Source organism: Nostoc sp. LEGE 12447, from assembly GCF_015206985.1.
Lineage (GTDB): Bacteria > Cyanobacteriota > Cyanobacteriia > Cyanobacteriales > Nostocaceae > Nostoc.
Genome location: NZ_JADEXT010000023.1, coordinates 1 through 24941, shown reverse-complemented (window position 1 = coordinate 24941; position 24941 = coordinate 1). Strand labels below are relative to the sequence as shown.

31 protein-coding genes, 1 tRNA gene and 1 pseudogene are annotated in these 24941 nt (G+C 43.5%); 19 read left to right on the top strand and 14 right to left on the bottom strand.

The window, feature by feature from the left end:
- Nucleotides 1-18: 18 nt before the first annotated feature.
- From IQ274_RS37455 to IQ274_RS36650, 3 genes are read left to right on the top strand one after another with little or no spacing between them, the layout of a single operon-like run.
- Nucleotides 19-609 carry an HAD-IC family P-type ATPase gene (locus tag IQ274_RS37455; RefSeq protein ID WP_265578563.1) on the top strand — a complete coding sequence of 197 codons (591 nt, stop codon included), beginning with the start codon at nucleotides 19-21 and terminating at the stop codon, nucleotides 607-609.
- A complete protein-coding gene (locus IQ274_RS37450; protein ID WP_265578562.1) occupies nucleotides 512-1108 on the top strand; it encodes an HAD-IC family P-type ATPase in 597 nt (198 codons plus the stop codon). Before IQ274_RS37455 ends, IQ274_RS37450 begins: the two co-directional genes overlap by 98 nt.
- Nucleotides 1109-1113: 5 nt before the next feature.
- Nucleotides 1114-2157 (top strand): cation transporting ATPase C-terminal domain-containing protein, encoded by a 1044-nt coding sequence (locus tag IQ274_RS36650; RefSeq protein ID WP_228058292.1) that lies wholly within the window; start codon nucleotides 1114-1116, stop codon nucleotides 2155-2157.
- A gap of 87 nt (nucleotides 2158-2244) precedes the next feature.
- Here IQ274_RS36650 and IQ274_RS21670 read toward each other — a convergent pair.
- A tRNA-Arg gene (locus tag IQ274_RS21670) sits at nucleotides 2245-2317 on the bottom strand.
- 67 nt (nucleotides 2318-2384) lie between these two features.
- Complete coding sequence (locus tag IQ274_RS21665; protein WP_194143385.1) at nucleotides 2385-3590, bottom strand: murein hydrolase activator EnvC family protein; 1206 nt, start codon at nucleotides 3588-3590, stop codon at nucleotides 2385-2387.
- Nucleotides 3591-4232: 642 nt separating this feature from the next.
- Between IQ274_RS21665 and IQ274_RS21660 the strand changes: the two genes are divergently transcribed.
- The 3 genes from IQ274_RS21660 (at nucleotide 4233) to ylqF (ending at nucleotide 7298) form a co-directional block, all read left to right on the top strand.
- Nucleotides 4233-5822 carry an NAD(P)H-hydrate dehydratase gene (locus IQ274_RS21660; protein WP_416209844.1) on the top strand — a complete coding sequence of 530 codons (1590 nt, stop codon included), beginning with the start codon at nucleotides 4233-4235 and terminating at the stop codon, nucleotides 5820-5822.
- Between the two features lie 72 nt (nucleotides 5823-5894).
- Entirely contained in the window at nucleotides 5895-6308 is a 414-nt protein-coding gene (locus IQ274_RS21655; protein ID WP_194143384.1) for a VOC family protein, read from the top strand.
- 108 nt (nucleotides 6309-6416) lie between these two features.
- Complete coding sequence (gene ylqF / locus IQ274_RS21650; protein WP_163929699.1) at nucleotides 6417-7298, top strand: ribosome biogenesis GTPase YlqF; 882 nt, start codon at nucleotides 6417-6419, stop codon at nucleotides 7296-7298.
- A gap of 46 nt (nucleotides 7299-7344) precedes the next feature.
- Here the strand turns inward: ylqF and IQ274_RS21645 are convergent, their stop codons facing one another.
- The gene (locus tag IQ274_RS21645) at nucleotides 7345-7590 is read right to left on the bottom strand and encodes a hypothetical protein (protein ID WP_228058291.1); all 246 of its coding nucleotides are present in this window, start codon (nucleotides 7588-7590) and stop codon (nucleotides 7345-7347) included.
- 49 nt (nucleotides 7591-7639) lie between these two features.
- On the opposite strand from IQ274_RS21645, the gene IQ274_RS21640 reads away from it, so the two are divergent.
- On the top strand, nucleotides 7640-8269 hold the full coding sequence (locus IQ274_RS21640; RefSeq protein ID WP_163929700.1) for a TenA family protein: 630 nt from the start codon (nucleotides 7640-7642) through the stop codon (nucleotides 8267-8269).
- 410 nt (nucleotides 8270-8679) lie between these two features.
- On the top strand, nucleotides 8680-9591 hold the full coding sequence (locus tag IQ274_RS21635; RefSeq protein ID WP_194143383.1) for a S1C family serine protease: 912 nt from the start codon (nucleotides 8680-8682) through the stop codon (nucleotides 9589-9591).
- Between the two features lie 118 nt (nucleotides 9592-9709).
- Here IQ274_RS21635 and IQ274_RS21630 read toward each other — a convergent pair whose 3' ends face one another.
- Nucleotides 9710-10030 (bottom strand): hypothetical protein, encoded by a 321-nt coding sequence (locus tag IQ274_RS21630; RefSeq protein WP_194143382.1) that lies wholly within the window; start codon nucleotides 10028-10030, stop codon nucleotides 9710-9712.
- A 76-nt stretch (nucleotides 10031-10106) separates the two neighbouring features.
- Between IQ274_RS21630 and IQ274_RS21625 the strand changes: the two genes are divergently transcribed.
- The 3 genes from IQ274_RS21625 (at nucleotide 10107) to IQ274_RS21615 (ending at nucleotide 13642) form a co-directional block, all read left to right on the top strand.
- Nucleotides 10107-10943 (top strand): S1C family serine protease, encoded by an 837-nt coding sequence (locus tag IQ274_RS21625; protein ID WP_194143381.1) that lies wholly within the window; start codon nucleotides 10107-10109, stop codon nucleotides 10941-10943.
- 8 nt (nucleotides 10944-10951) lie between these two features.
- Nucleotides 10952-11572, top strand: coding sequence for a response regulator transcription factor (locus IQ274_RS21620; protein ID WP_228058290.1), 621 nt, complete (start codon nucleotides 10952-10954; stop codon nucleotides 11570-11572).
- A 435-nt stretch (nucleotides 11573-12007) separates the two neighbouring features.
- Nucleotides 12008-13642, top strand: a complete 1635-nt coding sequence (locus tag IQ274_RS21615) for an alpha-D-glucose phosphate-specific phosphoglucomutase (protein ID WP_194143379.1) — start codon at nucleotides 12008-12010, stop codon at nucleotides 13640-13642.
- Between the two features lie 125 nt (nucleotides 13643-13767).
- Here IQ274_RS21615 and zwf read toward each other — a convergent pair whose 3' ends face one another.
- Nucleotides 13768-15147 (bottom strand): glucose-6-phosphate dehydrogenase, encoded by a 1380-nt coding sequence (gene zwf, locus IQ274_RS21610; protein WP_163929705.1) that lies wholly within the window; start codon nucleotides 15145-15147, stop codon nucleotides 13768-13770.
- A gap of 34 nt (nucleotides 15148-15181) precedes the next feature.
- Between zwf and IQ274_RS36645 the strand changes: the two genes are divergently transcribed.
- A complete protein-coding gene (locus tag IQ274_RS36645) occupies nucleotides 15182-15370 on the top strand; it encodes a hypothetical protein (RefSeq protein WP_163929706.1) in 189 nt (62 codons plus the stop codon).
- 692 nt (nucleotides 15371-16062) lie between these two features.
- The gene (locus tag IQ274_RS21605; RefSeq protein ID WP_163929716.1) at nucleotides 16063-16482 is read left to right on the top strand and encodes a hypothetical protein; all 420 of its coding nucleotides are present in this window, start codon (nucleotides 16063-16065) and stop codon (nucleotides 16480-16482) included.
- A 229-nt stretch (nucleotides 16483-16711) separates the two neighbouring features.
- Here the strand turns inward: IQ274_RS21605 and IQ274_RS21600 are convergent, their stop codons facing one another.
- Complete coding sequence (locus tag IQ274_RS21600; RefSeq protein ID WP_194143378.1) at nucleotides 16712-17836, bottom strand: RNA-guided endonuclease InsQ/TnpB family protein; 1125 nt, start codon at nucleotides 17834-17836, stop codon at nucleotides 16712-16714.
- A gap of 344 nt (nucleotides 17837-18180) precedes the next feature.
- On the opposite strand from IQ274_RS21600, the gene IQ274_RS21595 reads away from it, so the two are divergent.
- Entirely contained in the window at nucleotides 18181-18363 is a 183-nt protein-coding gene (locus IQ274_RS21595) for a hypothetical protein (RefSeq protein WP_194143377.1), read from the top strand.
- A gap of 53 nt (nucleotides 18364-18416) precedes the next feature.
- On the opposite strand, the gene IQ274_RS21590 is transcribed toward IQ274_RS21595, so the two are convergent.
- Nucleotides 18417-18980 carry a hypothetical protein gene (locus tag IQ274_RS21590; RefSeq protein ID WP_194143376.1) on the bottom strand — a complete coding sequence of 188 codons (564 nt, stop codon included), beginning with the start codon at nucleotides 18978-18980 and terminating at the stop codon, nucleotides 18417-18419.
- 127 nt (nucleotides 18981-19107) lie between these two features.
- Nucleotides 19108-20388, bottom strand: coding sequence for an acetyltransferase (locus IQ274_RS21585; protein ID WP_194143375.1), 1281 nt, complete (start codon nucleotides 20386-20388; stop codon nucleotides 19108-19110).
- On the opposite strand from IQ274_RS21585, the gene IQ274_RS21580 reads away from it, so the two are divergent.
- The gene (locus tag IQ274_RS21580; RefSeq protein ID WP_163929709.1) at nucleotides 20387-20545 is read left to right on the top strand and encodes a hypothetical protein; all 159 of its coding nucleotides are present in this window, start codon (nucleotides 20387-20389) and stop codon (nucleotides 20543-20545) included. The genes IQ274_RS21585 and IQ274_RS21580 overlap by 2 nt on opposite strands.
- 33 nt (nucleotides 20546-20578) lie before the next feature.
- Here IQ274_RS21580 and IQ274_RS21575 read toward each other — a convergent pair whose 3' ends face one another.
- Nucleotides 20579-20806 carry a hypothetical protein gene (locus IQ274_RS21575; protein WP_114081550.1) on the bottom strand — a complete coding sequence of 76 codons (228 nt, stop codon included), beginning with the start codon at nucleotides 20804-20806 and terminating at the stop codon, nucleotides 20579-20581.
- Between the two features lie 578 nt (nucleotides 20807-21384).
- Between IQ274_RS21575 and IQ274_RS21570 the strand changes: the two genes are divergently transcribed.
- A complete protein-coding gene (locus IQ274_RS21570; protein WP_163929710.1) occupies nucleotides 21385-21618 on the top strand; it encodes an EF-hand domain-containing protein in 234 nt (77 codons plus the stop codon).
- 11 nt (nucleotides 21619-21629) lie between these two features.
- On the opposite strand, the gene IQ274_RS21565 is transcribed toward IQ274_RS21570, so the two are convergent.
- Nucleotides 21630-21863, bottom strand: coding sequence for a hypothetical protein (locus IQ274_RS21565; RefSeq protein ID WP_163929711.1), 234 nt, complete (start codon nucleotides 21861-21863; stop codon nucleotides 21630-21632).
- A gap of 147 nt (nucleotides 21864-22010) precedes the next feature.
- Nucleotides 22011-22208, bottom strand: a complete 198-nt coding sequence (locus IQ274_RS21560; RefSeq protein ID WP_163929712.1) for an NblA/ycf18 family protein — start codon at nucleotides 22206-22208, stop codon at nucleotides 22011-22013.
- 74 nt (nucleotides 22209-22282) lie between these two features.
- On the opposite strand from IQ274_RS21560, the gene IQ274_RS21555 reads away from it, so the two are divergent.
- From IQ274_RS21555 to IQ274_RS21545, 3 genes are all read left to right on the top strand, one after another.
- Nucleotides 22283-22528 (top strand): hypothetical protein, encoded by a 246-nt coding sequence (locus IQ274_RS21555; protein ID WP_194143374.1) that lies wholly within the window; start codon nucleotides 22283-22285, stop codon nucleotides 22526-22528.
- Complete coding sequence (locus IQ274_RS21550; protein WP_194143373.1) at nucleotides 22500-22661, top strand: hypothetical protein; 162 nt, start codon at nucleotides 22500-22502, stop codon at nucleotides 22659-22661. The genes IQ274_RS21555 and IQ274_RS21550 overlap by 29 nt, the downstream gene beginning before the upstream one ends.
- A 317-nt stretch (nucleotides 22662-22978) precedes the next feature.
- Complete coding sequence (locus IQ274_RS21545) at nucleotides 22979-23485, top strand: DUF1993 domain-containing protein (RefSeq protein WP_163939579.1); 507 nt, start codon at nucleotides 22979-22981, stop codon at nucleotides 23483-23485.
- 199 nt (nucleotides 23486-23684) lie between these two features.
- Here the strand turns inward: IQ274_RS21545 and IQ274_RS21540 are convergent, their stop codons facing one another.
- From IQ274_RS21540 to IQ274_RS21530, 3 genes and pseudogenes are all read right to left on the bottom strand, one after another.
- Nucleotides 23685-23861, bottom strand: coding sequence for a hypothetical protein (locus IQ274_RS21540; RefSeq protein ID WP_163939577.1), 177 nt, complete (start codon nucleotides 23859-23861; stop codon nucleotides 23685-23687).
- A 31-nt stretch (nucleotides 23862-23892) separates the two neighbouring features.
- Nucleotides 23893-24255, bottom strand: a pseudogene (locus IQ274_RS21535) (RNA-guided endonuclease InsQ/TnpB family protein); the annotation flags it as partial.
- 15 nt (nucleotides 24256-24270) lie between these two features.
- On the bottom strand, nucleotides 24271-24941 hold a 671-nt coding region (locus tag IQ274_RS21530), incomplete at its 5' end, for a dihydroxy-acid dehydratase (RefSeq protein ID WP_194143372.1).

The window sequence follows — 24941 nt, the reverse complement described above, 5'->3', positions numbered from 1 at the left end:
AATTGGATACTGACATCTATGCCTCAAGTCATCCCCTCATTTTGGAGCCTACCTGCCGAACAGGTATTAGATCAGCTCAAGAGTAGCCACCAGGGTTTGAGTCGCCAAGAGGCGCAGCAACGGCTCACTCAATATGGTGCAAACAGTCTGAAGCAAAAGCGACAGTCATCCACACTACTCCTGTTGCTGAACCAGTTTAAGAGTCCGATTATTTTGATTTTAATGGCAGCTGCTATTCTCTCCAGTTTTCTTGGAGATGTCATTGATACTATTATTATTCTGACGATCATACTAATTAGTGGGCTATTAGGATTTTGGCAAGAGCGGGGAGCTAGAGATGCCGTAACGAAGCTACTGGCTTTAGTGCAAGTAAAAGCCATAGTTTTGAGAGATGGTCAATCTCAAGAAATCTCTAATGAGGAGGTGGTTCCGGGTGACATTGTGTTGCTTGCTGCTGGCGATAGTATCCCTGGTGACTGCCTGATTTTAGAGTCGAAGGATCTGTCAGTGAATGAAGCAGCACTCACGGGAGAAACCTATCCTGCTGACAAACTGGGTGGCGTATTGCCGAACGAAGTCGGACTCAGCCAGCGAACAAACACCCTTTAGGACTAACGCAATCAGTGGTACAGCGAAAGCGGTTGTGGTGCAGACAGGAAAGCAGACTGAATTTGGCAAGGTATCAGAACGCCTGAAACTCAGACCACCCAAAACCGAATTTGAAAGGGGACTGGGCAAGTTTGGCTATTTTCTCATGGAAGTGACGTTGATTTTGGTTGTTCTAATTTTTGTCGCCAACGTCTACTTGCAACGTCCTGTTCTACAATCTTTTCTATTCTCCCTAGCGCTTGCAGTCGGTCTGACTCCCCAATTGTTGCCCGCGATTGTTAGCGTTAACTTGGCTCGCGGTGCTAAACAAATGGCGAAAAAGCAGGTGATTGTGAAACGACTGTCTGCGATTGAAAATTTTGGCAGCATGAACGTGTTTTGTACAGATAAAACGGGCACGCTGACGGAAGGGGAAGTGAAAATTCACGCTGCGGTTGATGTGGAGGGGAAAGAGAGCGTTGGCGGAGCCTCGCCGCAGGCGACTCGCGTTTTGCTTTAGCCTATTTGAATGCTGCGTCTGAATCAGGTTATGTAAATCCCATCGATGCCGCAATTCGTCAGCACAAGCAATTTGACATTTCTGCCTATCAGAAACTAGATGAAGTACCTTATGATTTCAATCGCAAACGTCTAAGTATTCTGTTGAAGAAAGATAATAAGAATCTGATTGTCAGCAAAGGGGCGCTAAAGGCAATTCTTGATGTTTGCTCAACCGTCGAAACTGGTGACGGAAAGACAATTGATATTACTATACAGCAGGACAAAATTCAACAACGGGCAGAGGAACTTGGTAGTGAAGGGTTTCGGGTCTTAGGGGTGGCTTACCGCAACTGCGTAGCTTGCGTGTCGTCTGACGACAATCGCAATTCATTCACCAAAGACGATGAAACAAACATGACGTTTTTGGGTTATCTTGCTCTTTTCGATCCACCAAAAGCAGATATTGCTGATACGCTCAAATACGTGTTTATGGCAACAAGTGCTAATTTCGGCAATATGTTTAGCATGGCAGGTATTTCCCTGGTTCTACCCTTCTTACCCTTGCTACCCAGCCAAATTTTGCTCACAAACCTGTTGACCGATTTCCCAGAAATGACGATCGCAACCGATCGCGTAGACCGGGAAATGGTCAACAAACCCCGGCGGATGAACATAGCATTTATCCGTAACTTTATGGTGGTGTTTGGGCTGCTGAGTTCAGTCTTTGATTACCTCACCTTTGCGGCATTCCTATTGCTGCTGCACGCCAACTCAGCGCAATTTAGAACCGGTTGGTTTATGGAATCAGTGATTTCTGCGTCTATGATTGTGCTGGTAATTCGGACACGGCAATCTATCCTCACGAGCAAGCCAGGAAAGTACTTATTGACGGCAACGATCACGATCGCCATTGCTACCCTCCTGATTCCTTATAGTCCAGTTGCAAGTTTACTAGGGTTCCAACCTTTACCCATTGAATTCCTTTTGGTGCTGGCAGCAATTGTTGGACTTTATATCATCTGTGCAGAAAACGTTAAACGGATTTTCTATCAGCACGTCCAGTCTTAACCAAAGAAAGCGTAGCTGTGGCAAAATAAGCTTATCTGCTTGAGTAGATATAGCCTAGATAATAATTGTCAATCGAAAAACAAAAAACGAGCGCGGAGGGATTTGAACCCCCGACCCACAGAACCGGAATCTGTTGCTCTATCCACTGAGCCACGCGCCCTTAACCTCCCCCATTATAGCACGTCTATGATAGAATTTGCAGCCTAGAAAAACTTGGTTTATTAAGTTCACAGATAATTAGCTGGGTCTACTGGTGTACCATTCCGACGGACTTCAAAGTGGAGGTGGGGCCCAGTTGAGAAACCTGTGGAACCTACAGCACCAATCGCTTGTCCGCGTTCAACGGCTTGTCCTTCAGAAACATACAACTCGCTGGTATGTCCATAGAGTGTAGTAATGCCATTGCCGTGGTCAATAATTACCGCTCTGCCATAACCACCATACCACCCAGCAAAAATCACTCTGCCTGAATCGGCTGCCCGAATTTTACTACCATAGCTAGCGGCAAAATCTAACCCGGCATGAAAGCGACGATAGCCAAGGATTGGGTGTATCCGCCAGCCGAAGGGACTACTAGTAGAAGCGTCGCTAGGATATGCCATTACACCGGTTCCTCGAATGATCACACTTGTCCGGCTGTTGGTTTTTGTTTGCGCCTCTTCTGTTGCTCTGGCTTCTCCTACCTTTTTTTGAATCAAGGCTTCCAGATTTTTGGATTCCCTCTCTAGCTGGTTTTGCGCTGCTTCCAAGGCCAGGCGATCGCTATTGAGGCGTTGAATCAATTCTGATTGTGACTCCGCCTGAGTTTGATAACCGGCTTTTTGTGCTAGTAATTGCTCACGAATCAAGGCAATTTCGTTTTTTTGTTGTTCTATGCCCGTTTTTTGTTGATTTATCAGGTTTGCTTGGGCGTTGAGTTTCACCAAAATTTGCTCGTCTGCCTGATACACTAATTTCAACTGATGACGACGACTGATAAAATCGCTGATATTTTCACTTTGGAGCAAAACTGCCCAGCCAACAGATGCAGGCGATCGCTGGAGATAACGCAATCGTGCTACTGTTGCTATTTGCCGCTCCTCGTAGGAACGTTCTGCTACAGCTAAATCAGTTTCCAACTGCTGGAGGCGTTGGGTGGCAAGTTGTAATCGAGATTCGCTCTCTTGAATGTAGCTATCTGTAGTTTGCAGATTTTGCTTTAAACCAGTGAGGTGTTTTTGGGCCTCTTGTTGGAGATTTGTTAAGCGATCGCGATCGTTAACCACACTCTGACGCTGCCGATTCATTTGTTGCTGCTGTTGTCGCAGAGTATCAATAGACCCTGCGGAAGTTGCGTGTACTGGAATTAATGACAAACAAATCCACAATATACAGGAAAATACAAGAAATAAACAGCCAAAAATCAGATTTTTACCTAGAAATCGCGCTCTCATAGCGTGAGCCTAACTAAAACGATGCCTTCAAACACTATGAGGATTATTCCCAAAATTTGATTCACCCGCTCCATGTATCAAATTGATCTGCCAAGTTGTAACACAAAGATTCTTGCTATGTCAGCATTGAGCAGGTAAACCTAGTGTTCTGTCCCATTAAATATAATGGGTGAACTCATTCTTAACTTTTCTTCCTTCGCGCTCTTTGCGTCCTTTGCGGTTCGTTCTCTTATCCCTCAAAATTAATGGGACACGCCCTAGATCACAAAGACGCGATAAATCGCCGTTTTTACAATAATTCAGTCCTTTGTAGACACGGTGATTTATCGCGTCTCTTGCCTTAACCGAACCGTATTGAGAGTATGCCTATCATTGCACCTACATTCATCGCATTAATGTATTTGCTGATGGGACTTGGGGATTACTGGGAGGAATAATCACAACGCTAGGAATACATGGATTAGTCACGGTTAGAAATTGTCCAAGAAATGAATTAACCACAGAGGCGCAGAGAACGCAGAGTGAGGAGAGAGAAGATTTTGGCGTTAGTTAATGCTGTTTCTGCAAGAGTTTCAATTAACCTAAAAGTTATAATTTAGCACGGGCTAAATACCCCGCGATCGCTAATAGGACTTAGGGCTGATGCAAAGGCAAGAAAAAATTTCACAAGTAATAGTGACTGCTGGGCAGATGCGCGATATTGAAGATCGGATCTTTGCAGCAGGAATGCCTGTAGTAGCTTTAATGGAAAAGGTGGCGGGATTAGTTGCCCGTCGGATTCAAGCGATCCCCCCAATTCCCCGTAAAAAGGAGTTGCCGCAAGCGGTGGGATCTCGTGTTGGAATTCTTGTCGGCCCTGGTCATAATGGTGGGGATGCTTTAGTAGTAGCCCGTGAATTACACTTTCGTGGGTATGAGATTTGGATTTATTCTCCTTTCTCTAAGTTTAAGGAATTAACTTCGCAGCACTTGCAGTATGCTCAGAGTTTGGGCATTCCAATTTATCAAACAATTGAGCAACTGCCAGATTCTGATTTGTTGATTGATGGCTTGTTTGGGTTTGGTTTAGAAAAAAACCTGACTGATCCTATTGCCTCTGCAATTAATCAGCTAAATGAATTGTCTGTGCCGATTTATAGTATTGATTTACCTTCAGGTTTACACACCGACACAGGCGAAGTATTAGGAACTGCCATTCGCGCCACTCACACTTTTTGCTTGGGTTTATGGAAACTAGCTTTCTTCCAAGATCGGGCGCTGGAATATGTTGGCAAAGCTGAGTTAATCGATTTTGATATTCCTTTAGCTGATGTAGAAGCTGTTCTCAAAGATGCACCCAGCATTAAACGTATTACACCAGCAACGGCACTGGCTACTTTACCCTTACCTCGTCCACCAGTTACCCACAAATATAAAGAAGGACATTTACTCCTGATTTGCGGTTCGCGGCGCTATGCCGGTGGAGCAATTTTAACTGGTTTGGGTGCTAGGGCTAGTGGTGTGGGGATGCTTTCTATTGCTGTGCCCGAATCGCTAAAATCTCTTTTGGTGTCGCACTTGCCAGAAGCGCTAATCGTCGGTTGTCCAGAGACGGAAAGTGGAGCGTTCACCGAAGGTGTTGGCGGAGCCATCGCTCAATTGCAATTACCCGAAAAAACCGATCTGACTTCCTTTAATGCGATCGCTTGTGGCCCTGGTTTAACACGAGATGCTACTCCCATTGTGCAAGAGGTCATAAAAAGCGATCGCCCTTTGATTCTCGATGCCGATGGTTTAAATATTTTGGCACAAATGGGAGCGATCGCCACTTTAAAAAAACGTCTTGCCATAACCGTACTCACACCCCACACTGGTGAATTCCAGCGATTGTTTCCTGATGTCGCTGATGCTAAACATGACAGGGTGAAATCAGCACAGGAAGCAGCCCTACAAAGTGGGGCGGTGGTGTTATTGAAAGGGGCGAGAACTGCGATCGCAAACCCTCAAGGTGGCATTTGGATGATTACTGAAAGCACACCCGCTCTGGCACGTGGAGGTAGCGGTGATGTATTAACTGGGCTACTAGGTGGATTGTTGGCACAAGCCGCAACTAAACAGATTTCTGTAGAAGATATTGTGGCAACTGCCGCTTGGTGGCATTCACAAGCCGGGATTTTGGCAGCCCAAGAGCGGACTGAATTGGGTGTAGATGCCTTTACATTGACACAATATTTGCTCAGAGTTATTAGTTAGTCACAATACTTTAGCCAAAATTAAGATGTTGGGATAAGGCAATAGGCAATAGGCAACAGGCAATAGGCAAATATGGTTTTCGAGTACACTAACGCATTTGTCACTCTAGGGTCGGTTAATTTTGATAAATTAGTAGATTTTTATACTAAATTTCTGGAGCAAAAAGCAGTTATTTTGATTCCGAATGTCTATGCTGAGTTTAATTTGGTTGGTATGCGATTAGGTATTTTTAAACCCAAGAAGACAAACGAATCGGAATTTGAAGCGATGTCTAACGACAGCGCACTTGGTGTCTACGCCAAAAGTAAGATAAGTTTGTGTTTAGAAGTGAGTAACTTAAAAGATGCGATCGCTCACCTAACAGCTTTAGGCTATCCTCCACCAGGAATTATTTCCACTGCTTCTCACGGCAGAGAAATTTATGCCTATGACCCTGATGGCAATCGTCTGATTTTACATCAAGCTGCTACTACAGAAAGTCATTAGTCATTTGTCATTAGTCATTGGTTTTGGACAAATGACATAGACGCTTCTGCGGCTTCCCGCAGGGTAGGACAAAGGACAAATAACAAAGGACAAAGGACAAATAAAAAAATGGCTATAACTCAAAACTATAGATTAAACGTAATTCAATGGTATCCAGGTCACATTGCGAAAGCGGAAAAGAAGCTAAAAGAACAGCTTAAGCGCGTAGATGTGGTATTTGAGGTACGAGATGCCCGAATTCCCTTAGCGACTCATCATCCCCAAATAGGTGAGTGGGTAGAGGGTAAGACACGGGTATTGATACTTAACCGAGTAGATATGATTACGCCGCAAATGCGATCGCTGTGGATAGATTGGTTTAAACGTCAAGGGGAAGTCCCTTATTTTACCAACGCTCAACATGGTAAAGGTATAGCAGAAGTGGCGCGGGCAGCGCAAGCGGCCGGAGTAGAACTCAATCAAAGAAGAAGCGATCGCGGAATGTTACCTCGTCCAGTCCGGGCTGTGGTAATTGGTTTTCCCAATGTTGGTAAATCGGCTTTGATTAACCGCCTTTTGGGACGGCGAGTAGTGGAAAGTGCAGCCCGTCCTGGGGTAACTCGCCAATTACGCTGGGTGCGAATTTCTGAACATTTGGAATTGTTAGATGCTCCTGGTGTCATCCCTCTAAGGTTGGAAGACCAAGACGCAGCATTGAAACTAGCCATTTGTGATGATATCGGCGAAGCATCTTACGATAATCAGCTAGTAGCAGCAGCCTTAGTGGATTTATTCAACTACTTGGAAGCTGTAACTACAGATTTGTTACCGAGGAAACCATTACTGTCCCGCTATCAACTCGATTCGACCTCAGACACTGGGGATACTTATCTACATGCTTTAGCAGAGCATCGTTACAAAGGTGATGTAGAGCGTGCTGCAAGGCAACTTTTAACAGATTTTCGTAAGGGGTTATTAGGTGAAATGAGTTTAGAATTGCCACCCAACTAGATTACAAGGATTTTTAGCCCATTTTTGAGTAGCAGGTGAGTAGCATTTAAAAATCTGGACACTCAGATTTGGTGACATCTGGGTGACAGTAGTACCGCAAAACTGTTTGGACGTTATCGCCGATCCAGTAGGCTACCTTTTCCGGCGATACCCCAAATGCGATCGCGCAAGTAGCGAAGGTATGCCGAGTGCTATAAGCCTTTAGGTAGGGAACAACTTTCAGAAGATCAAAACAGGACAGAGCCACCGCCAAGCAAATATAGCTACGCCACGCTGCGCGAACAGAAATCAAACCGGACTCCTATACCATTAAATAACAGTTGACAAATGACTTTTAACAAATGGCTTTATCTAACGAATTATGGGCAGCAAATCAAGACTTAGCCCAAGCTTGCCTAGAGCATCCTTTCGTTCAAGGCATTGGCAATGGTATTCTTGAGCAGGTAAAATTTGCCTACTACGTGGGGCAAGATGTTTTTTTCTTAGAAGCTTTTGCGCGGACGTACAGTATCGCCGCAGCTAAAGCACCAGACTGGTTAGGTTTTACCACATTTCATAACTTAGCGAGTTCAGTTTTAGAAGAACTACGGTTGCATAGTAGCTATGCTTCCCAGTGGGGAGTGAATTTACATTCTGTGGAAGCTGGCTATGCCACCCGCCGCTATACTGATTTTTTGTTAGCAACTGCTTGGGGTGGAGATGTGGGTTTGACTGCTGCGGCGATGTCTCCTTGTATGCGTTTGTATGGTTTCTTGGGAAAACAGTTGGCTCTTCATGGTATTCCTAATCATCAATATGCAGACTGGATTCGTACTTACAGCAGCACAGACTTTCAATCACTAATAAAACAATTAGAAACTTTAGTTGAGAATTATGCTACTAACAATGCCGTAGTAAATTCAACCTACCGTTATGCGATGTTTTGTGAGTATGAATTTTTTCAAGCTGCGTGGATTTCTGCTAATAAATAAGTAATTATATAGGACTCATATTTGATTTTTGAAAAAACTCCGTATAACTCAAAAAGAGTATAAGAGGATGTTTGAAAAGTCCTCTTCTCGGTAGTGAAAAGTTCTAGATCCCCCTAAATCCCCCTTAAAAAGGGGGACTTTGATTCCGGTTCCCCCCTTAAAAAGGGGGGTTAGGGGGGATCAATAAAGCCCGCACTTCTCTACGAGACACTGCGCGTAGCTTGCTTCCACGTTCGCGTAGTGTCCCGTAGAAAAGTAACCTGCCGCAGGCATCGCTCTTTGGGAAAAAACTTTTTAGTTTACCGATCCTAGCCATTTTTCTAGGATGAGTTCTCCCCATTTTTCCGATGTCATCTGTGTTGAGAAAAAGACACGATATGAACATCTAAGAATGTTTTTGGAAAAATCTTATGTCTTCATTAATGGCTTTGTCCAACAGTTTAGCTGACACTGTAGAACAAGCTGGAAGTGCTGTGGTTGCTGTGAATGGGGGTAATCGTGTTTCCCCAAGTGGCATTCACTGGCGTAATGGCATCATTGTTACCTCTGATGAGTCTCTCCAGCGCTATGACGATATCACCATTACTCTATCAAATGGTAGTACTGTACCAGTAACACTTGTTGGTCATGACTCTAGCACCGATATAGCTGTTTTTAAACTAGAAAATGTAGAAATACCTGGGGCAAAAGTTGGTGATGCCAAAACGCTCAAAGTTGGTCATCTGGTGTTAGGACTGGCAAGAGGTAGCGAAGGTGATTTAAGGGCGGCGATGGGTGCAGTGAGTGTAGTTAGCGGTGCATGGCGCAGTATGAATGGCGGAAATATTGACCAATTTATCCGCCCAGACATCACCCTTTACTCTGGTTTTGCAGGTGGGCCACTCGTAGATGCTGCTGGTTTTATAGTAGGTATGAATACATCAGGGCGGCGTGGTACTGCTCTGACTATTCCTAGTGCTACAGTCGATCGCGTGGTTGACCAATTAGTAGCAAAAGGACGCATTTCAAAAGGCTACTTGGGTGTGGGAATGCAACCTGTACGCTTACCAAATAATCTGAAAACAGCTCTCAATTTAACTTCTACAACTGGGGTAATTGTCGTTAATGTTGAGTCTTCTGGGCCCGCTGATAATGCAGGTGTGCTGCTTGGCGATGTTTTGGTAAGGTTCGATGGCGTAACTGTGGGTGATACAGGTGATGTTTTGGCGTTGCTCAATAGTAGCGATCGCATTGGTAAAACCGTCAACCTGCAAGTTGTCCGGGGTGGAGTGTTAATTGAGTTAGCGATCGCAGTTGGTGAACGACCTACTAAGGAGGAATAAGTGTGAGCAGGGGGGAAAGAATCCGATCGTCATCTTTGCTCTAAAAATTGGATCATTTAATTTCTGGAAATCCCTTAACTAGCTCTGTCAAGAAGATTTATCTAGATTTTCTATTCATTCAAGCCTCTGAACTTGGAACTTCGACCTTTTTACTCGAATGTTGAGCCTTTGAACTCGGAATTTCGACCTTTTTGCTCGAACGTTGAGCCTCTGAACTTGGAACTTCGACCTTTTTACTCGGACGTTGAGCCTTTGAACTTGGAACTTCGACCTTTTTACTCGAACGTTGAGCCTCTGAACTCGGAACTTCGACCTTTTTACTCGGACGTTGAGCCTCTGAACTCGAAACTTCGACCTTTTTACTCGAACGTTGAGCCTCTGAACTCGGAACTGTCAAAATTTGCTTTCCAAAGTTGGGTTGACTGATATCTTGCAGCATTCTCAATTATCCCAACCCGACTAAAAACAATTGTCAGCCAACAGATTCTACTTTGACATGGGAAAAATTGTATAACATGGCAAACACAACATTAACTAATATCGCTGCTGAATTAACAGAGGTAGCTGCTAAACTACGCGATCGCACTGTCAAAGTGAAAAGTGGCTCTCTAGGAATCGGTTCCGGTGTAATTTGGCAATCTGACGGGCTAATTATCACTAACGCTCATGTCGCAACTAGCAACCGTGCAACTGTGGAATTGGCAGATGGAAGAGTATTTGATGCCGTGCGTACACAGTTTGATCCACAGCAGGATTTAGCAGCGCTGAAAATTGTCGCCACTGATTTAACTGCTGCAAGCATTGGCAATTCTGAGGCGCTACGAGTAGGTGAATTGGTCTTGGCGGTTGGTAATCCCTTTGCTGACAATGGTGCTGTGACAACTGGAATTATCTATGCAAATAATTCGCGGGCTGTTATGGCTGATTTGCAGCTATATCCTGGAAATTCTGGGGGGCCACTTGCCGACTGTCAAGGCCGAGTCGTGGGAATTAACACCATGATTGTTAATGGTTTAGCTGTGGCAGTTCCCAGCAACACCGTTGAGCGTTTTTTACAGGGAAATAGTCGTCCGCAACTAGGAGTCACGCTGCAACCTGTGCTTTTAAGTAGGCGTAGCTTAGGTTTATTGGTGCTGTCAATTCTACCTGGTAGTGTTGCGGAAACTTCTGGTGTGCAAATCGGCGATATTTTAATTGGAGTTTCGGGGCGATTATTCACTACCGTGAATGATTTAACTAAATATCTCCATGACAGTAAAGGATCTGTGCCGCTACAACTCCTATGCGGCGGGCAGCAATTAGTAATTTATGTTGCAGTGCAGTCTGGAAAAACTGCTGTGGAGGCAACGTGATTCGGGTAATGGTAGTTGCCACTTCCCCTGTTGTGCGGGCAGGGTTATCAGCTGTGGTGGCTACCAATCCTCGACTAACAGTTATGGGGAGCGCATCCGATTTGGATGAATTGTCAAGGGAAGTTGAGCAATTACAACCAGATGTGGTGCTGGTAGATTTGAGTAGTAATCTTCAACAATCGGTGTGGGAAAAATTGTTGCTTATTCAAGAACAGCAATACCCATTAGGTACGATCGCCATTATTGAGGAACTCGACAGCATCGACTTAGAGACGGTGTTACGTTCTGGTATCCGGGGGATATTGCCCAGTACTAGCACAGAGTTAGAAATTGTCGCTGCTGTAGAGGCGATCGCTTCTGGTTTGGTGGTGCTGCACCCGGATGCTGTAGAATTACTGTCTATCCGGGAGAAAGTGGTGGTAAATCCTGTACAAACCTTGACACCACGGGAGATAGAGGTTTTAGGTATGCTTGGTTCTGGGTTGGGAAATAAAGCGATCGCTAAACGGTTGCAGATTTCTGAGCATACCGTCAAATTTCATCTCTCATCTATTTTTCAAAAGCTCAGTGTCTCCAGCCGTACTGAGGCTGTTGCTGTGGGTGTGCGACTGGGTTTGATTATGCTGTGATTATAATACTTGTAGGTTAAAGGGAAAAGGAGTGGAAGGCTTGATATATAAGTTTTTTCCCCTTTAACATGAGTCTCTTTGCCCCAAAACCCGACAATTATTGTAACCCATAGGTGTCAACTTAACGTGAAAGCCGAGTCTGATAAGCATTTCAAAAATTTTCGATGTACCACCTAGATTTTTGATCCCCCCTAACCCCCCTTAAAAAGGGGGGAACTAGAGTTTTTTGCCCCCTTTTTAAGGGGGTTGGGGGATCTAAAACTACGGTAAATTGAGTGTTTGAGCTTAAGTTGACACCAATGATTGTAACCCCACCCCTAAAAAGTTAAATCAGGGATTTACGCCTGCCATTGGGTACATGATACATGGCAATTTTTTGTAACAAACTTATGCAAAGCTGTAAAAAGAAAATGCCTTGTTAAATAAACAGTATCTATGAACATACGTAAAGTCTCTACTACTCCCTTAAGCGACCAAAAGCCTGGTACTTCTGGGTTGCGGAAATCAGTTAAGGTTTTTCAGCAGCCCCACTACCTGGAAAATTTTATCCAATCGATCTTCGATTCTGTGGGGGACTTGCACTCTCAAACTTTAGTCGTGGGTGGTGATGGTCGTTATTACAATCGCCAAGCTATTCAAATCATTTTGAAAATGGCTGCGGCCAATGGCATTGGGCGGATTAAAGTTGGTCAACGGGGAATTTTGTCTACTCCTGCGACTTCTGCGATTATTCGCAAATATCAGGCTATTGGTGGCATCATCTTGTCTGCTAGCCATAATCCGGGCGGGCCAAATGGTGACTTTGGTGTGAAATATAACATTAGCAATGGTGGCCCAGCACCGGAAAAGGTGACTGAGGCAATCTACGATCGCAGTAAAGTCATTGATAGCTACCAAATTCTGGAAGCACCAGATGTAGATTTAGAAACTTTAGGTGAGTCACATTTGGGAGAGACGGTAGTTGAGGTAATTGACTCCGTACAGGATTATCAAGAGTTAATGGAGTCCCTGTTTGATTTTGAGCGGATTCAGCAACTGTTGACAAGAGGAAATTTTCGGTTCAGCATTGATGCCTTACATGCTGTAGCTGGCCCTTATGCCCATGCCATTTTTGAGCAACGTTTGGGCGCACCAGTGGGAACTGTGCAAAATGGTACACCCCTAGAAGACTTTGGAGGTGGACATCCTGACCCAAATCTAGTTTATGCTCATGATTTGGTGGATATTTTGTACGGAGAGAATGCACCAGACTTTGGGGCAGCTTTTGATGGAGATGGCGATCGCAATATGATCTTAGGGCGTAAGTTCTTTGTCACCCCTAGCGATAGTCTTGCAGTGTTAGCCGCAAACGCCAAGCTAGTCCCTGGTTATAGTGAAGGTTTAGCCGGGGTAGCGCGATCGATGCCTACTAGCCAAGCAGTAGATCGAGTTGCTGCTCAGATTGGGATTGAATCTTACGAAACACCCACTGGCTGGAAGTTTTTCGGCAATCTCTTAGACGCGGGTAAAGCGACTCTCTGCGGTGAAGAAAGTTTTGGTACCGGTTCTAACCATATCCGCGAAAAAGATGGGCTATGGGCTGTGCTGTTTTGGCTCAATATCCTAGCAGTCCGGCAACAATCTGTTGAGCAGATTGTACGGGAACACTGGCAGACTTATGGACGCAATTATTACTCCCGCCATGACTATGAAGAGATACAGATAGAGCAAGGCAACACTTTAATAGAAAGACTGCGTTCTTTATTGCCAAATCTTAAAGGCAAGCAATTCGGTAACTATCAAGTTGAATACAGTGATGACTTTAGTTATACCGACCCTGTTGATGGTAGCATTAGCGAGCAACAAGGTGTTCGCATTGGCTTTACCGATGGCTCCCGCATTGTAGTGCGACTTTCTGGTACGGGGACTCAAGGTGCAACCCTAAGAGTTTATCTAGAAAGCTACGAGCCAGATCCCGCCAAACATGACCTCGATCCACAGCAAGCACTTGCTTCTTTAATCACTATTGTCCAGGAGATCGCCCAGATCCGCAAACTGACAGGACGGGAACAGCCAACTGTGATTACCTAATACTTTGCTCCCGCTAGTTTTGAGGTTCGTAGTAAGGACTAAAGTTCTTACTACGAACTTGCTTACCATTTCCATTAATTGGTGAAGCCCTGATATTATATTGCCAAGTCTGTGAGTAATAGATCCTACTCTCTAGATAAGGGATTGTACCACTGATCTTTTGGCAAGAGCAGTTTATCTGACTCAGGTGGGCCCCATGTATTTGGCTCATACTCGTAAACGGGTGTGACGTTATCAAGAATTGGCTGAACAATGCGCCATTCCTCTTCTACCGTATCTTCGCGTACAAACAAGGTAGGGTCGCCCCGCATGGCATCACCCAATAGACGCTCATAGGGTTCCATCTCGTCGCCACCTCCGTAAAAGGCCAGGAGTTCAACCGCAGAGCCGCTCATATCTTCTCCAGGGATTTTAGTGCGAGCGCCCAATCCCACAATTACCTCTGGATCTAGTAAAAAACGAACATAATTAGCGTTTTCTTTTCTTTCCTCCTGGAACACATTTAAAGGTGGACACTTGAGTTTGACCATCACCTCAGTAGTTTTAACAGGTAATTTCTTCCCAGCCCGGATGTAGATGGGAACTCCTGACCACCGCCATGTATTAATAAATAACCGCACGGCAACAAATGTTTCTACTTGAGAGTCAGGAGAAACACCTTCTTCCTTGCGGTAATCAGAAAATTGACCGCGAATAATATCATCGGGTTGCAGTGAAGGTATAGCTTTGAGAATACGTTCTTTTTCATCCCGAATGGAATCGGGAGCAGTACTGGCGGGAGCATCTATGCACACTGAAGCCAATACTTGCAGCATGTGGTTTTCCACCACATCCCGAATTGCACCAGTCTCTTCATAGAAGCGCCCCCTTCCTTGAATGCCAAAGTCCTCTGCCATCACAATCTGGATGCTTTCAACATAGTTGCGATTCCAGATAGGTTCAAGAAAAGAGTTGCCAAACCGAAAATAGAGTAAATTCAGCAGTGGTTCTTTGCCCAGGTAATGGTCGATGCGATAAATGGATGATTCGGGAAAAACTGATGCCAGAATTTGATTTAACTCGCGTGCTGATTCCAAATCCCGTCCAAATGGTTTTTCAATTACCACCCGCGCATTTTTAGCACAGCCTGATTCACCCAATCCTGAGACTACTTGTGCAAACAAGCTCGGTGGAATTGCCAAATAGTAGAGGGGATGAGTGGCATCACCAAGGGCTTGACGTAATTTTTCGTAAGTTTCTGGTTTGTTGTAGTCACCAGCAACGTACTGGAGTAGACCAGAAAGTTTCTCAAATGCGGCTTGATCGATACCACCATTATGTTCTAGGCTATCACGTGCCCTTTCCCTAAGTTGATCCGTCGTCCAAGGTCGTCCGGCAACCCCAATTACTGGGACATTAAGATTGCCCCGCCGTACCATTGCCTGAAGGCTGGGGAAGATTTTCTTGTAGGCCAAGTCACCTGTTGCCCCAAAAAATACCAGTGCGTCTGAATCAGGAGTTCCCATGACTAACCTCTCTAAGAATTAGCTTTTTAAAGTTGTGACTTCTGAATTCTTGCTTGTGGATTCTTTTGCAATTGGTATCAGAAAGCGCGACACTGATCAGAATTATACTCAGGGATTTCCGAAAAATAAATCATACCAATTTGGGATTTTAGATGAAAAATCCTTGCAACTTCTCAAAAATCTTAAAAATAACACTCCGGTAGATAGAAGAGACAGCGAATAGAATGTGCGGCATTACGATGATGAATTTCTAAGAAATATTTAACAAGAGTTTTAGCATTAGCTTAAACTTATATATCAAAAATTGAATTTGACTTTTTAGAAGAAATTACTTTTTTTTCTTGATAAACATACTTTTTTTATAGACTCGAATCTTGAGTTATTTTAGTACTAATAAATAGTGATTCAGCTTCAGAAATACTTCATTTATTTTATTTATCATTTCACTAAATTTTACAATTATCTATATCATTCTGAAATTTTTCTTAGTTTTTATTAGTAAATAAGGTGCGTTTTCCCTATGGTGTATATCAGTCTAAAAGAGCTACAAAATCGAATCTTGACCTAAGATTTCCCACCAACACGCCATTTATCGCTCCAATAGCCCACATCAGCAGCACTTTCGGTAATCACTCGTGAGAATCAATTGAGGAGGCGATGACTACGCTCCACCTAGCGAAGCGATCGCTCTTTGAGGAAAAACTTTTTGGTTTACTGTTTTTTAGCTAATGTGTCAGTTTAATTATTGTCCACTCAGTAAATACAACAGGCTTTGGGCTAAAATTACGTTGTTAGTAAGTGCAATTATCCAAATATCCTTATTTTAGATAACATTGCTATTGTCTAAAAGAGGATTAGCGATCGCACTGAAATTTGATTGTTCACCAATCGTAAGATTTTTAAGAGGGTACTACCATGCAATATCTGCTAAAACGCGCATTCCTACCTGGCTTGATGGCTGCTACTTTAGCTGGTACTAGCTTAATCCCGATTCAACCTGCTTCTGCTGATGACCGAGTTATTAATAATGCAGCCATTGGAGCCGGGGCAGGTGTATTAAGTGGAGTTGTAACAAATTGTGGTTCCGTATTAGACAATGCTTTTAAAGGTGCTGCTGCTGGTGCTGCTGTTAATGCTGCCAATGGTGCAAGACGCACCACAGCCAGAAGAAGAAACGGACGTTTACCTGTTCAAGATATCGCTGTAGGTGCTGGTGCTGGTGTATTGGCAGGTGCAATTTCTGGTGGTTGTAGAACTACCTGGAAAAATGGTGTCAATGGTGCTGCTGCTGGTGCTGCGGTTAATTTATTAGATAGAAGACCCAGAAGAAGATAAGAAGATCAGCAACAACCAGAAGATTAATGAGAGTTCGTTTCCTCCATGTCCTGTTCTCCCTATGGGGAAAATTGGTCAGAGGACTGTTGTTGTACTTCACCCGCAATTCATATCACATCTCACCCGGAGGGGAGTGTGAGATGAATTGCGGTTTCAGCTAAATATTCAAGCGACCCTGGATTGACATACTCCCCCGAATGCGCTCCGCTAAATTCGGGGGATTCTAGGCTCAAACAGCAACCGCAGTCTCAGACCGACTTACATTGCCTAACCCAATGGTCGATGCCCCAACCATCTGAATATTACGTGCGGCGTTTTCATCTCTCCCATTCACTGATTGACAGGAGGGACAACGCCACTCTCTAACCGATAAATCTAGAGTTTCTAAAATGTGTCCGCAACAAGAACAAGTTTTGCTAGAAGGATACCACCGGTCGATATAGACCACAAGTTTCCCTTTCTTTTTTGCTATCCATTCCAGGATATTCAGAAAGTCTCGAAGTGCTAAATCGCTAATTTTTCTTCCCCACAAACGCTTCATACCCTTGAGGTTAAGCGTCTCAAAACACAGCATGTCAAATCTATTAGTTAGGTCATGCGCTAATTTCCAAAACCAATCAGTTCTGCGGTTGGCTATGTCTTCATGGGCGCGTACCAAGTTCTTCCTTGCTAGTTCCCGGTTAGAAGAGCCAAATAATTTTTTAGAGTGATGCCGACTCGCTCTCTTGATGGCATTGAGTGATTGCTTGAAGAATTGGGGTGATTCGATTTTAGATCCGTCTGAGCAGGTTAGGAATGTCTTTAAGCCAAAATCAAATCCCGCTATCTTACCAGTCGTGAATTTGATTTCTGACTCATCAGCGCTATCGACAACAACAACCAAAAACAACTCACCTAGCGGTGTGCGTTTAATGGTCAAAGTCTTAACTTTTCCTTCTATCTCTCTAGACTTCCAAAACTGATAAACACGATTTCCAATTTTAACTCTGTTGCCACCCAGAAACTTATATCCGGCTTGCTTCAGGGTGAACGATTTGTATTTTTTGACCTTCTTAAACCCTGGCGGACAACAGCCATTTTTATTGTGTTTAAAAAACAACTGGTAGGCTTTCTCAATGCGTTGGCATATATCTTGCACTGCTTGAGAACCCACTGACTGCCAGAAATCTTTACGTTTCCGAAGCTTCGCAATATGAGACTGAAGTTTTGCACAATTCAAGTGTTTACCCCACATTCGATAATATCTTTTGTGGAGAGCAATTGCGTGATTATAAATAACTCCAGCAGCATTGATACTAGCTTTGAGGTATTTATTGCGCTTGTGCTGATATAACTTGAATTTTAGTGTCTTCATGCTAATATTGTACCACAACGACGGCACTATGACGGCATGAAAAAGTTAACTGTGCGATGTTCTGATGAAGAGTACGAGGTTCTTGTGAAATATTGCCACAAGAAAGAACGTAGCTTAAACGATGTTTTTAGAGAATTTATCAGAAGCTTGACGGACAAATAAATTTGTCCTATTCGCTTATATCCGCCGCCTAAAGGCAGGCGGCTTTACGCATCACGTTGCCCTACTACGGATAGAGAGATCGCTGCTACTGTTTTTGATTCTTTCTGATAGGCGCAGAAACTGACCGCGTTTTTAATTGGAGTAGGCGCTGAGTCAGGTCGGATTGAGTCAGCAAATGTAATATGGCTGGAGTACAACAAGGACAAAACAATGGTTCAAGGGGAAGCATGACTATTACTGTCTCAGATTTGTATATTGAGTTAGGCATTCATGGTGTATGTACTAACGACACCAGTATATGTGACGAACTAATTCAAGGGACTCTTATCAATCTTCTCGTTTTTCATGATGAGTTTAACGATTAGAAAAACTCACTCCCGGTGCCATCGTTAGTACCACAACCGCTATCACAGGTGTTTTAAATACCATTCAATTCAGAGTTAGTAGTTGCACCGACTGCCATTACTTGAGACCATTCACTGACGCGGTTGTTATCTAAGACGGCTCGCACTCGATAACCAAGCTGAATTTTATGCATTAGCAAGATCACATCACGGTTGAGTAATCCTTGTGATTTTTCGTTTTCATTAGATGCAGCTTGTATACGAAAGCAGCGATCGCTTTGTCGTTTTAACTTGGGAGACTTGCCTTCCATAAGTACCGTTTGCAGTTCGTATGCTTCAGCTTCAGGATATGCTTCCCAGCAAAGTTGCCAGTAAGTCGACCAGCGAATTAACTGGGCTGGTAATTCCTCGACTTCATCTGACAATGTAGACACAAGTCGGGTGACTGAAGGTTGTACCACTTGAGGCTGACTGGAGTTGATATCAGCAGTTACAGGGTTTATAAATCCTGGTTGCCCAATCTGTGCAGCTACAGATGAACCATCATCAACAACTAATATCAGCCCGAATATCAAAGTTAACAGCAGCATCAATCGTAGGCATTGTAATTGCACTAACGACAAGATTTTCAGATTCATAATTATGCAAAAGTTAATTGCTTAGGCACAAGCCAAGAAAAAAGATACCAGCCGTTATAAAAGAGAGCTACGCTATACAACGAGCAGCTAAAAATACGGCTGGTATAGGAGTGAAAGCTGTCTCCCCTTACCACTCCACAGGTAGAATGATGCTGCCGTTGTCGGCATAGATTGTTCGAGAACGGATATGCGTTCTGGGAGCTACTGTAGAGTTGAAGACTGCGCTTCTTTGCCCAATTGCTGATCTGTTGCCAATGCTGGCGCGGAATATAACAGAGTTCGGCCCTAGCCCTACAGCATCACCTATGCTAGTTTCAGGGCCATTAGCAACACCATTGACAACCTGCCTACCGCCATGAACTAGAGTGCGAGGCCCATAACCAACACCATTACCAAGAGTCAAACTAGTGGTTTCTAATGCGTGAAAGACAACATCGTTTGCCATACCAGCAATTTGTCCAACATTAAAAGGTTCACCCTCATCAGCACGCAGCGAAATTCTATTAGCTATTTTGTTGTTGAGAGTTGGTAAAGAATCTTGGAAAGTAAGATTACCGATAATGCGGTTACGGAAGTTTGGATCACGAGTTTGACTTCCACCTATCTGCGGCAGACTTCCAGAATTAAAGAAGGTGACGGGAGCATAATTAATTCCTGTGACGTTTGTCAAGTCTGCCCTAGCTAAATCTGTGTAACCTTTGGCAAATGCTTCATTGACTTCAATAATGCCTTCCATTAATGCAACGTCTGCTTGTGTCAGGTTGACTACTTTCCCCAAACTGCCACTACTAGCTTGTAGGTTAGTTGTGACGTTTTTACCGGGCAAAACAACTTTACCAGCAGGTAAGGTAACACCAGGGCCAACCCGCGCCAGAAAGTTGACTACTGTGTTTCTTTCTATAGTTGCACCATCTATTTCACAGTTGAAGGCGAGAAATGTCTCTGGAATAGTATTACTAAACTGAGTATTGGTAACTGGGTCAGTAAAAGGCCCGGTTAAGCCTTGAGTACCGATTTTAGCTGCACCTTTGATCGTGGCCATGTGTGCCAGAATGACACGCTCGCCAATCTCCACTCCCGTTCCTGAAGCTGTGATTTTCACTTGGTCTTGGGCATTAGAATCTGCTGCAATACTAATAGGAGCATCAGTAGCATCTAACTCAGCAAATGGAGCGACGTAGACTTTTTCGCCCAAGGTAATATATGTGGGATTGGTGATTGTTGCTGTTGGGTCAACAAAACTAGCTGACTCGGAAGGTGCGGTACTTGGGCATATAGGTAGGTTTCCCACAGTTGGATTACACGTTCCTCCAGCAGCTACTGCGGGTTGTATATATATCTGCGTGCTGATGGCAAACGCTAGGATAATTGCAATTAAAGCACTAAAAATTCGGCGAGGTTTGAACATGGAAAGAAAACTCCTCACGGTTTTTGGAATATTTGGCTATGGGATAATCTGCGCTCTTCAAGTAAGAGATATAGTCAAACAATTGCGTACAGTGGGCGAAATGCGATCGCCACCGCAGGAATTACTCAAAAATTACATTGCACTCGTCTGTATTTAGGCTCTTTTTCTGTTTGAGTATGAGAAATGCGGGTTAACCACCCCAATAACCTGCCAATCTGAAGACTACTTGCAAGATAGATGATAATAAGGAGTTCAAAAGTGGAACTGTAATTATCGTTGTTGCCCCAGCAGCCGCCTCATTGTAGACACTTTCCCAAGCTTCTGGCCCGCTAGTAGATTGTCCATGAACTTGTGTACTAACAGCTAACGTTAAGCCAAACGCAGCTAAACCAACTAGTATTGTGCGACGTTTCAACATGATTTCTTGATACCTAATAGTTCGCCAAATTTATTGGGTAAGGTAAAGCGAAAAGGTACAGGACATACTTAAATTTTTCGGTTTACCTAACCTAATAACTTTCAAATTTAATTTAATCAAGTACAAATTGCTACATCCAGCAATTAACAGTTCATTGTAGCCTTATTTGCTGTTTAACACTAGAGTTTTAGATATTGAAAAAATTTATGGAAATAATAAAAAAAGTATTAAATTTATAATGGAAAACTGTGTTCACAGGATAATACTTTAATTAAAAAAGTCATCTACCTTAAGGAATAAAAATCGCCTACGGTGGGCGCTTGCGCCATCGCAGTCTGCGAATTCAAGGGTGGAGTGGATGGCGTGAATCATCTGTTGATTGCCGTGTTTGGCAGACATTAAATCTTTTGTTACTCAACGGTCAATATGGTGTAACCCCTATAACCCACAGCATACACCCGATCTAAGCCCCAGCGATAGCTGTTTCTACGTCTAAAGATACAAGTTTATTTAATTTTGAGAGATTAATCAGAGATTAATGAGATATTAAGTTGAAAAACTAATTCAGATAGAAACTTATGACAACCGAGCAAGAGCTTCAATCTCTTTTTAATACCTTAGATAGCGATCAAGACGGCAAAGTATCCATTAATGATCTTTTTTTAAGTCCTGGCTTAAGTGCAATCATCTCATCCGAAACAAATACCACTAGTCCCCAGGAATTACTAGTAAATTATGATTCAGACGAAGACGGTAGTATTACCTTTGAAGAGTTAAAGGAAGCAGTTGAGAAAGCAAATAATTTAACCTAGCAACCTAATTCCTAACACCCAATACCCAAAAATCCTGAAGCTGAAATTGCAGCAAGGTTTGCACAGCGCTGGTCAGTTCTACCAACAGCTAGTCTCCACAATAGGCTTGGCTGTTGGTATTGCTGATGGTGAGCCTTACTGGAACGCATACCTGGGGCAGTGGCAGATTTGGGGTTGACTTTGGGAGCAGGTGTACGTCTTTGGTGTGCGATTGGCTCTTTGCTGTGTAGGTCAAAGTAGTTCACTGTTCCATCAAAACTGTTACTGTGAGTCGGTTATTGTACAGTTTCTTCTTTTGGAAGCAAATAATCTTTATTGCCTTGCCCTTGAAAAAGACAATTGTGTGTTCGTTATCTTCTGAGTCGCTTAAAGTAACGGGAGCAAGGTTTGTTTTAACCCAAGATTGAACCTGAACCAACTTCCCACTGATGTTTGAGCAATTCTTGGTAAGTCTTTTCCCTTATCATCATCTGCTGATACAGCATCAGCAAAAACTCTTGAGCTTGTTCACGGGACATCTGCTGCACTTGATCAGAGAAAGTTCTAAGGCTAAATTCTTGTTCTAAAGATAATTCAATGGGTTGATTCATCGCTTTTATTACCTACTCTTTTATTTGAGTTTGCTTATGTAAGCAAATATTGCTTTATATAAATAAATATTACGATGGCTTTACAAAAATTAAAGGGGTGTAAACCGTACCGGCGTAGGTTAGAAATGCCGTATCTGCTGCTGAAAACCTTGATATCACTCCATTGTGACAACCCAAGTAAAAACCTAAGTTATAAAGTTTCTCACTTTGAGGTTTTAAAAGTATTTTTAGCCTCTGCTTGCGGCTGGCGATCGCCTACGGCGGGTGCTTGCGCCATCGCTGTTGGAGAAGATGGGCAATACTTTGGGCAAGAGTGGTGAGCATCGCGGCGTGATGCTGAAGTTTGAGAATGTGAATATGACAAATTTGCTCAACTGCTTGTCGATGCGCCACAGTGGAATGAATGGATGGCGTGAGAAAGTTGGGCACAGAAAGCGATCGCTAAAAGGTTAGTTCCACCCAAGTAAAAAGAACTAACTCTTATCCCTTCTCCATCTCATCCAACACATACTGCCGACGTAACGCCGACCCGACGCACCCACTTCTCAAAATGTGGCTTCCGTCATCCGCTCAAAGTCGGCACGTCTCGTCCCCAATTTCTGGGCGATGAAAGATCGTCCAGAGTTGTATGAGTTCGTTCAAAACATTCAGTATCTTTGGATCTGTGACTAAATTTGGTTCCATATTCTTTGACACAACATCACAGTCAATACCCCCTAATATTAGATGGGCGGCTAAAAGTCGTTTGAACTTTTTCTGGAGAAATTTCAATGACCATTTCAATGTACCAAGCTTTAATACCCGTGTCTATTCGCACACTGAATAACCTTACAAACATTCTTGAAAAAGGTGCTGCTTATGCTGAAACTAAAAAAATAGATCCTTCTGTGTTGATTAATAGTCGTCTATCCCCAGATATGTTTCCATTATCAAAACAAGTGCAAATTGCCTCTGACATAGTAAATAGAGGTGCTGCACGGTTAGCTCTTATAGAACCACCTAAATTCGAGGACAATGAAACTACATTTCCTCAACTTATTGACCGCATTCAAAAAACTATCTCTCATTTAAATACGTTTAAACCTGAACAAATTGACGGTTCAGAAGAAAGAGAAATTACCCTACAAATGCGTGACAATACTCTCTCTTTTGAAGGAATGCCATATCTGTTCTATTTTGTTTTACCAAATCTTTATTTTCATGTCACAACAGCATATAACATTCTTAGACACTGCGGTGTCGAACTTGGCAAACAGGACTTCCTTGGTCAACCTTAATTAGAGCAATATCTAACGCAATTTTTTCGAGAATGTCCGATCTTGCTTGGGTTAGTAAAAAATAGACTTCTTGACTTCTTGGCATTGTGGGGAAAAGTTTTTTCTTCTTCAACATTTCCCTTCTCTCTTTCTCGATAATTACACTGGCTTGAATCTCGCCGATTAATTAGTAAAATCTAATACTATAGGACTAGCCCTTTCAAGGTGTGTTAATGTTCTGTGTTTTCTGGCCTAAAGTCTTAGCAGTTGAGACATGGGGCTTGTTCTTAATATAAGTTCGTTTTGGTTGAGCAATCTTTGGGCCTCTTGGATGGCGGCGAAAAGCTCTCAGCTTGGCAATTGATTGCTCCTTGAGGACAATGACCTTTTGAGCCACTCCCCCGTTTTCAAAACGGGGGATTCAGGCATCAGGCAGAGATTGCAGTCTGGGACTGTCTGACATCTCCTACGCCTAGAGTCGAACTCCCGACTCTTTTAATATTCAAACTGGCATTTTCATCTCGGTCATTTTCAAATTGACATGATGGACAACGCCAACGTCTGATTGACAAATCTAGGCGATCTATTATGTGCCCACAGTTAGAACAAGTTTTGCTAGAAGGATACCATTGGTTGATATAGACTACCTGTTTATTTTTCTTCCTTGTCACCCACTCTAGGATATTTAGAAAGTCTCGGAGTGCTAAATCGCTAATTTTTCTTCCCCATAGACGCTTCATGCCTTTGAGGTTTAGCGTCTCAAAGCATAGAACATTAAAACTCTGTATCAATTACCCGATATATCATCATTTGAACAAATCTAAATCCGTGACTGCACCGATGCTGCTAGAAGATACTAATTTGGCATATTTCGCCAACACGCCTTTGGTGTAACGCAAAGCAGGAGGTTGCCAGTTGGCACGACGACGGGCTAATTCTGATTCAGATATGTTCAACTGCAATGAACGAGCCGGTGCATCAATCGTAATACTATCGCCTTCTTCTACAAGCGCGATCGCACCACCAACTGCTGCTTCTGGTGCCACATGACCAACCACCATACCGTAAGTACCGCCAGAAAAACGCCCGTCGGTAATTAATCCCACCGCATCACCCAAACCAGCCCCGATAATTGCCGAAGTGGGAGCCAACATTTCTCGCATTCCAGGGCCACCTTTAGGCCCTTCGTAGCGGATAACCAAAATATCACCAGCTTGAATTTTACCCGCCAAAATTGCATCTAAAGAGGCTTCTTCCGATTCAAACACCCTTGCAGGCCCAGTAATTACTGGTTTTTTCACGCCGGTAATTTTAGCGACAGCCCCTTCCGTTGCCAGATTACCTCTGAGGATGGCTAAGTGTCCTTGAGCATACATGGGGTTGTTCCAAGTCCGAATCACATCTTGATTTGCAGATGGTTCTTCGGGGATGTCTGCTAATATCTCTGCAATGGTTTGCCCGCTAATGGTCAGGCTAT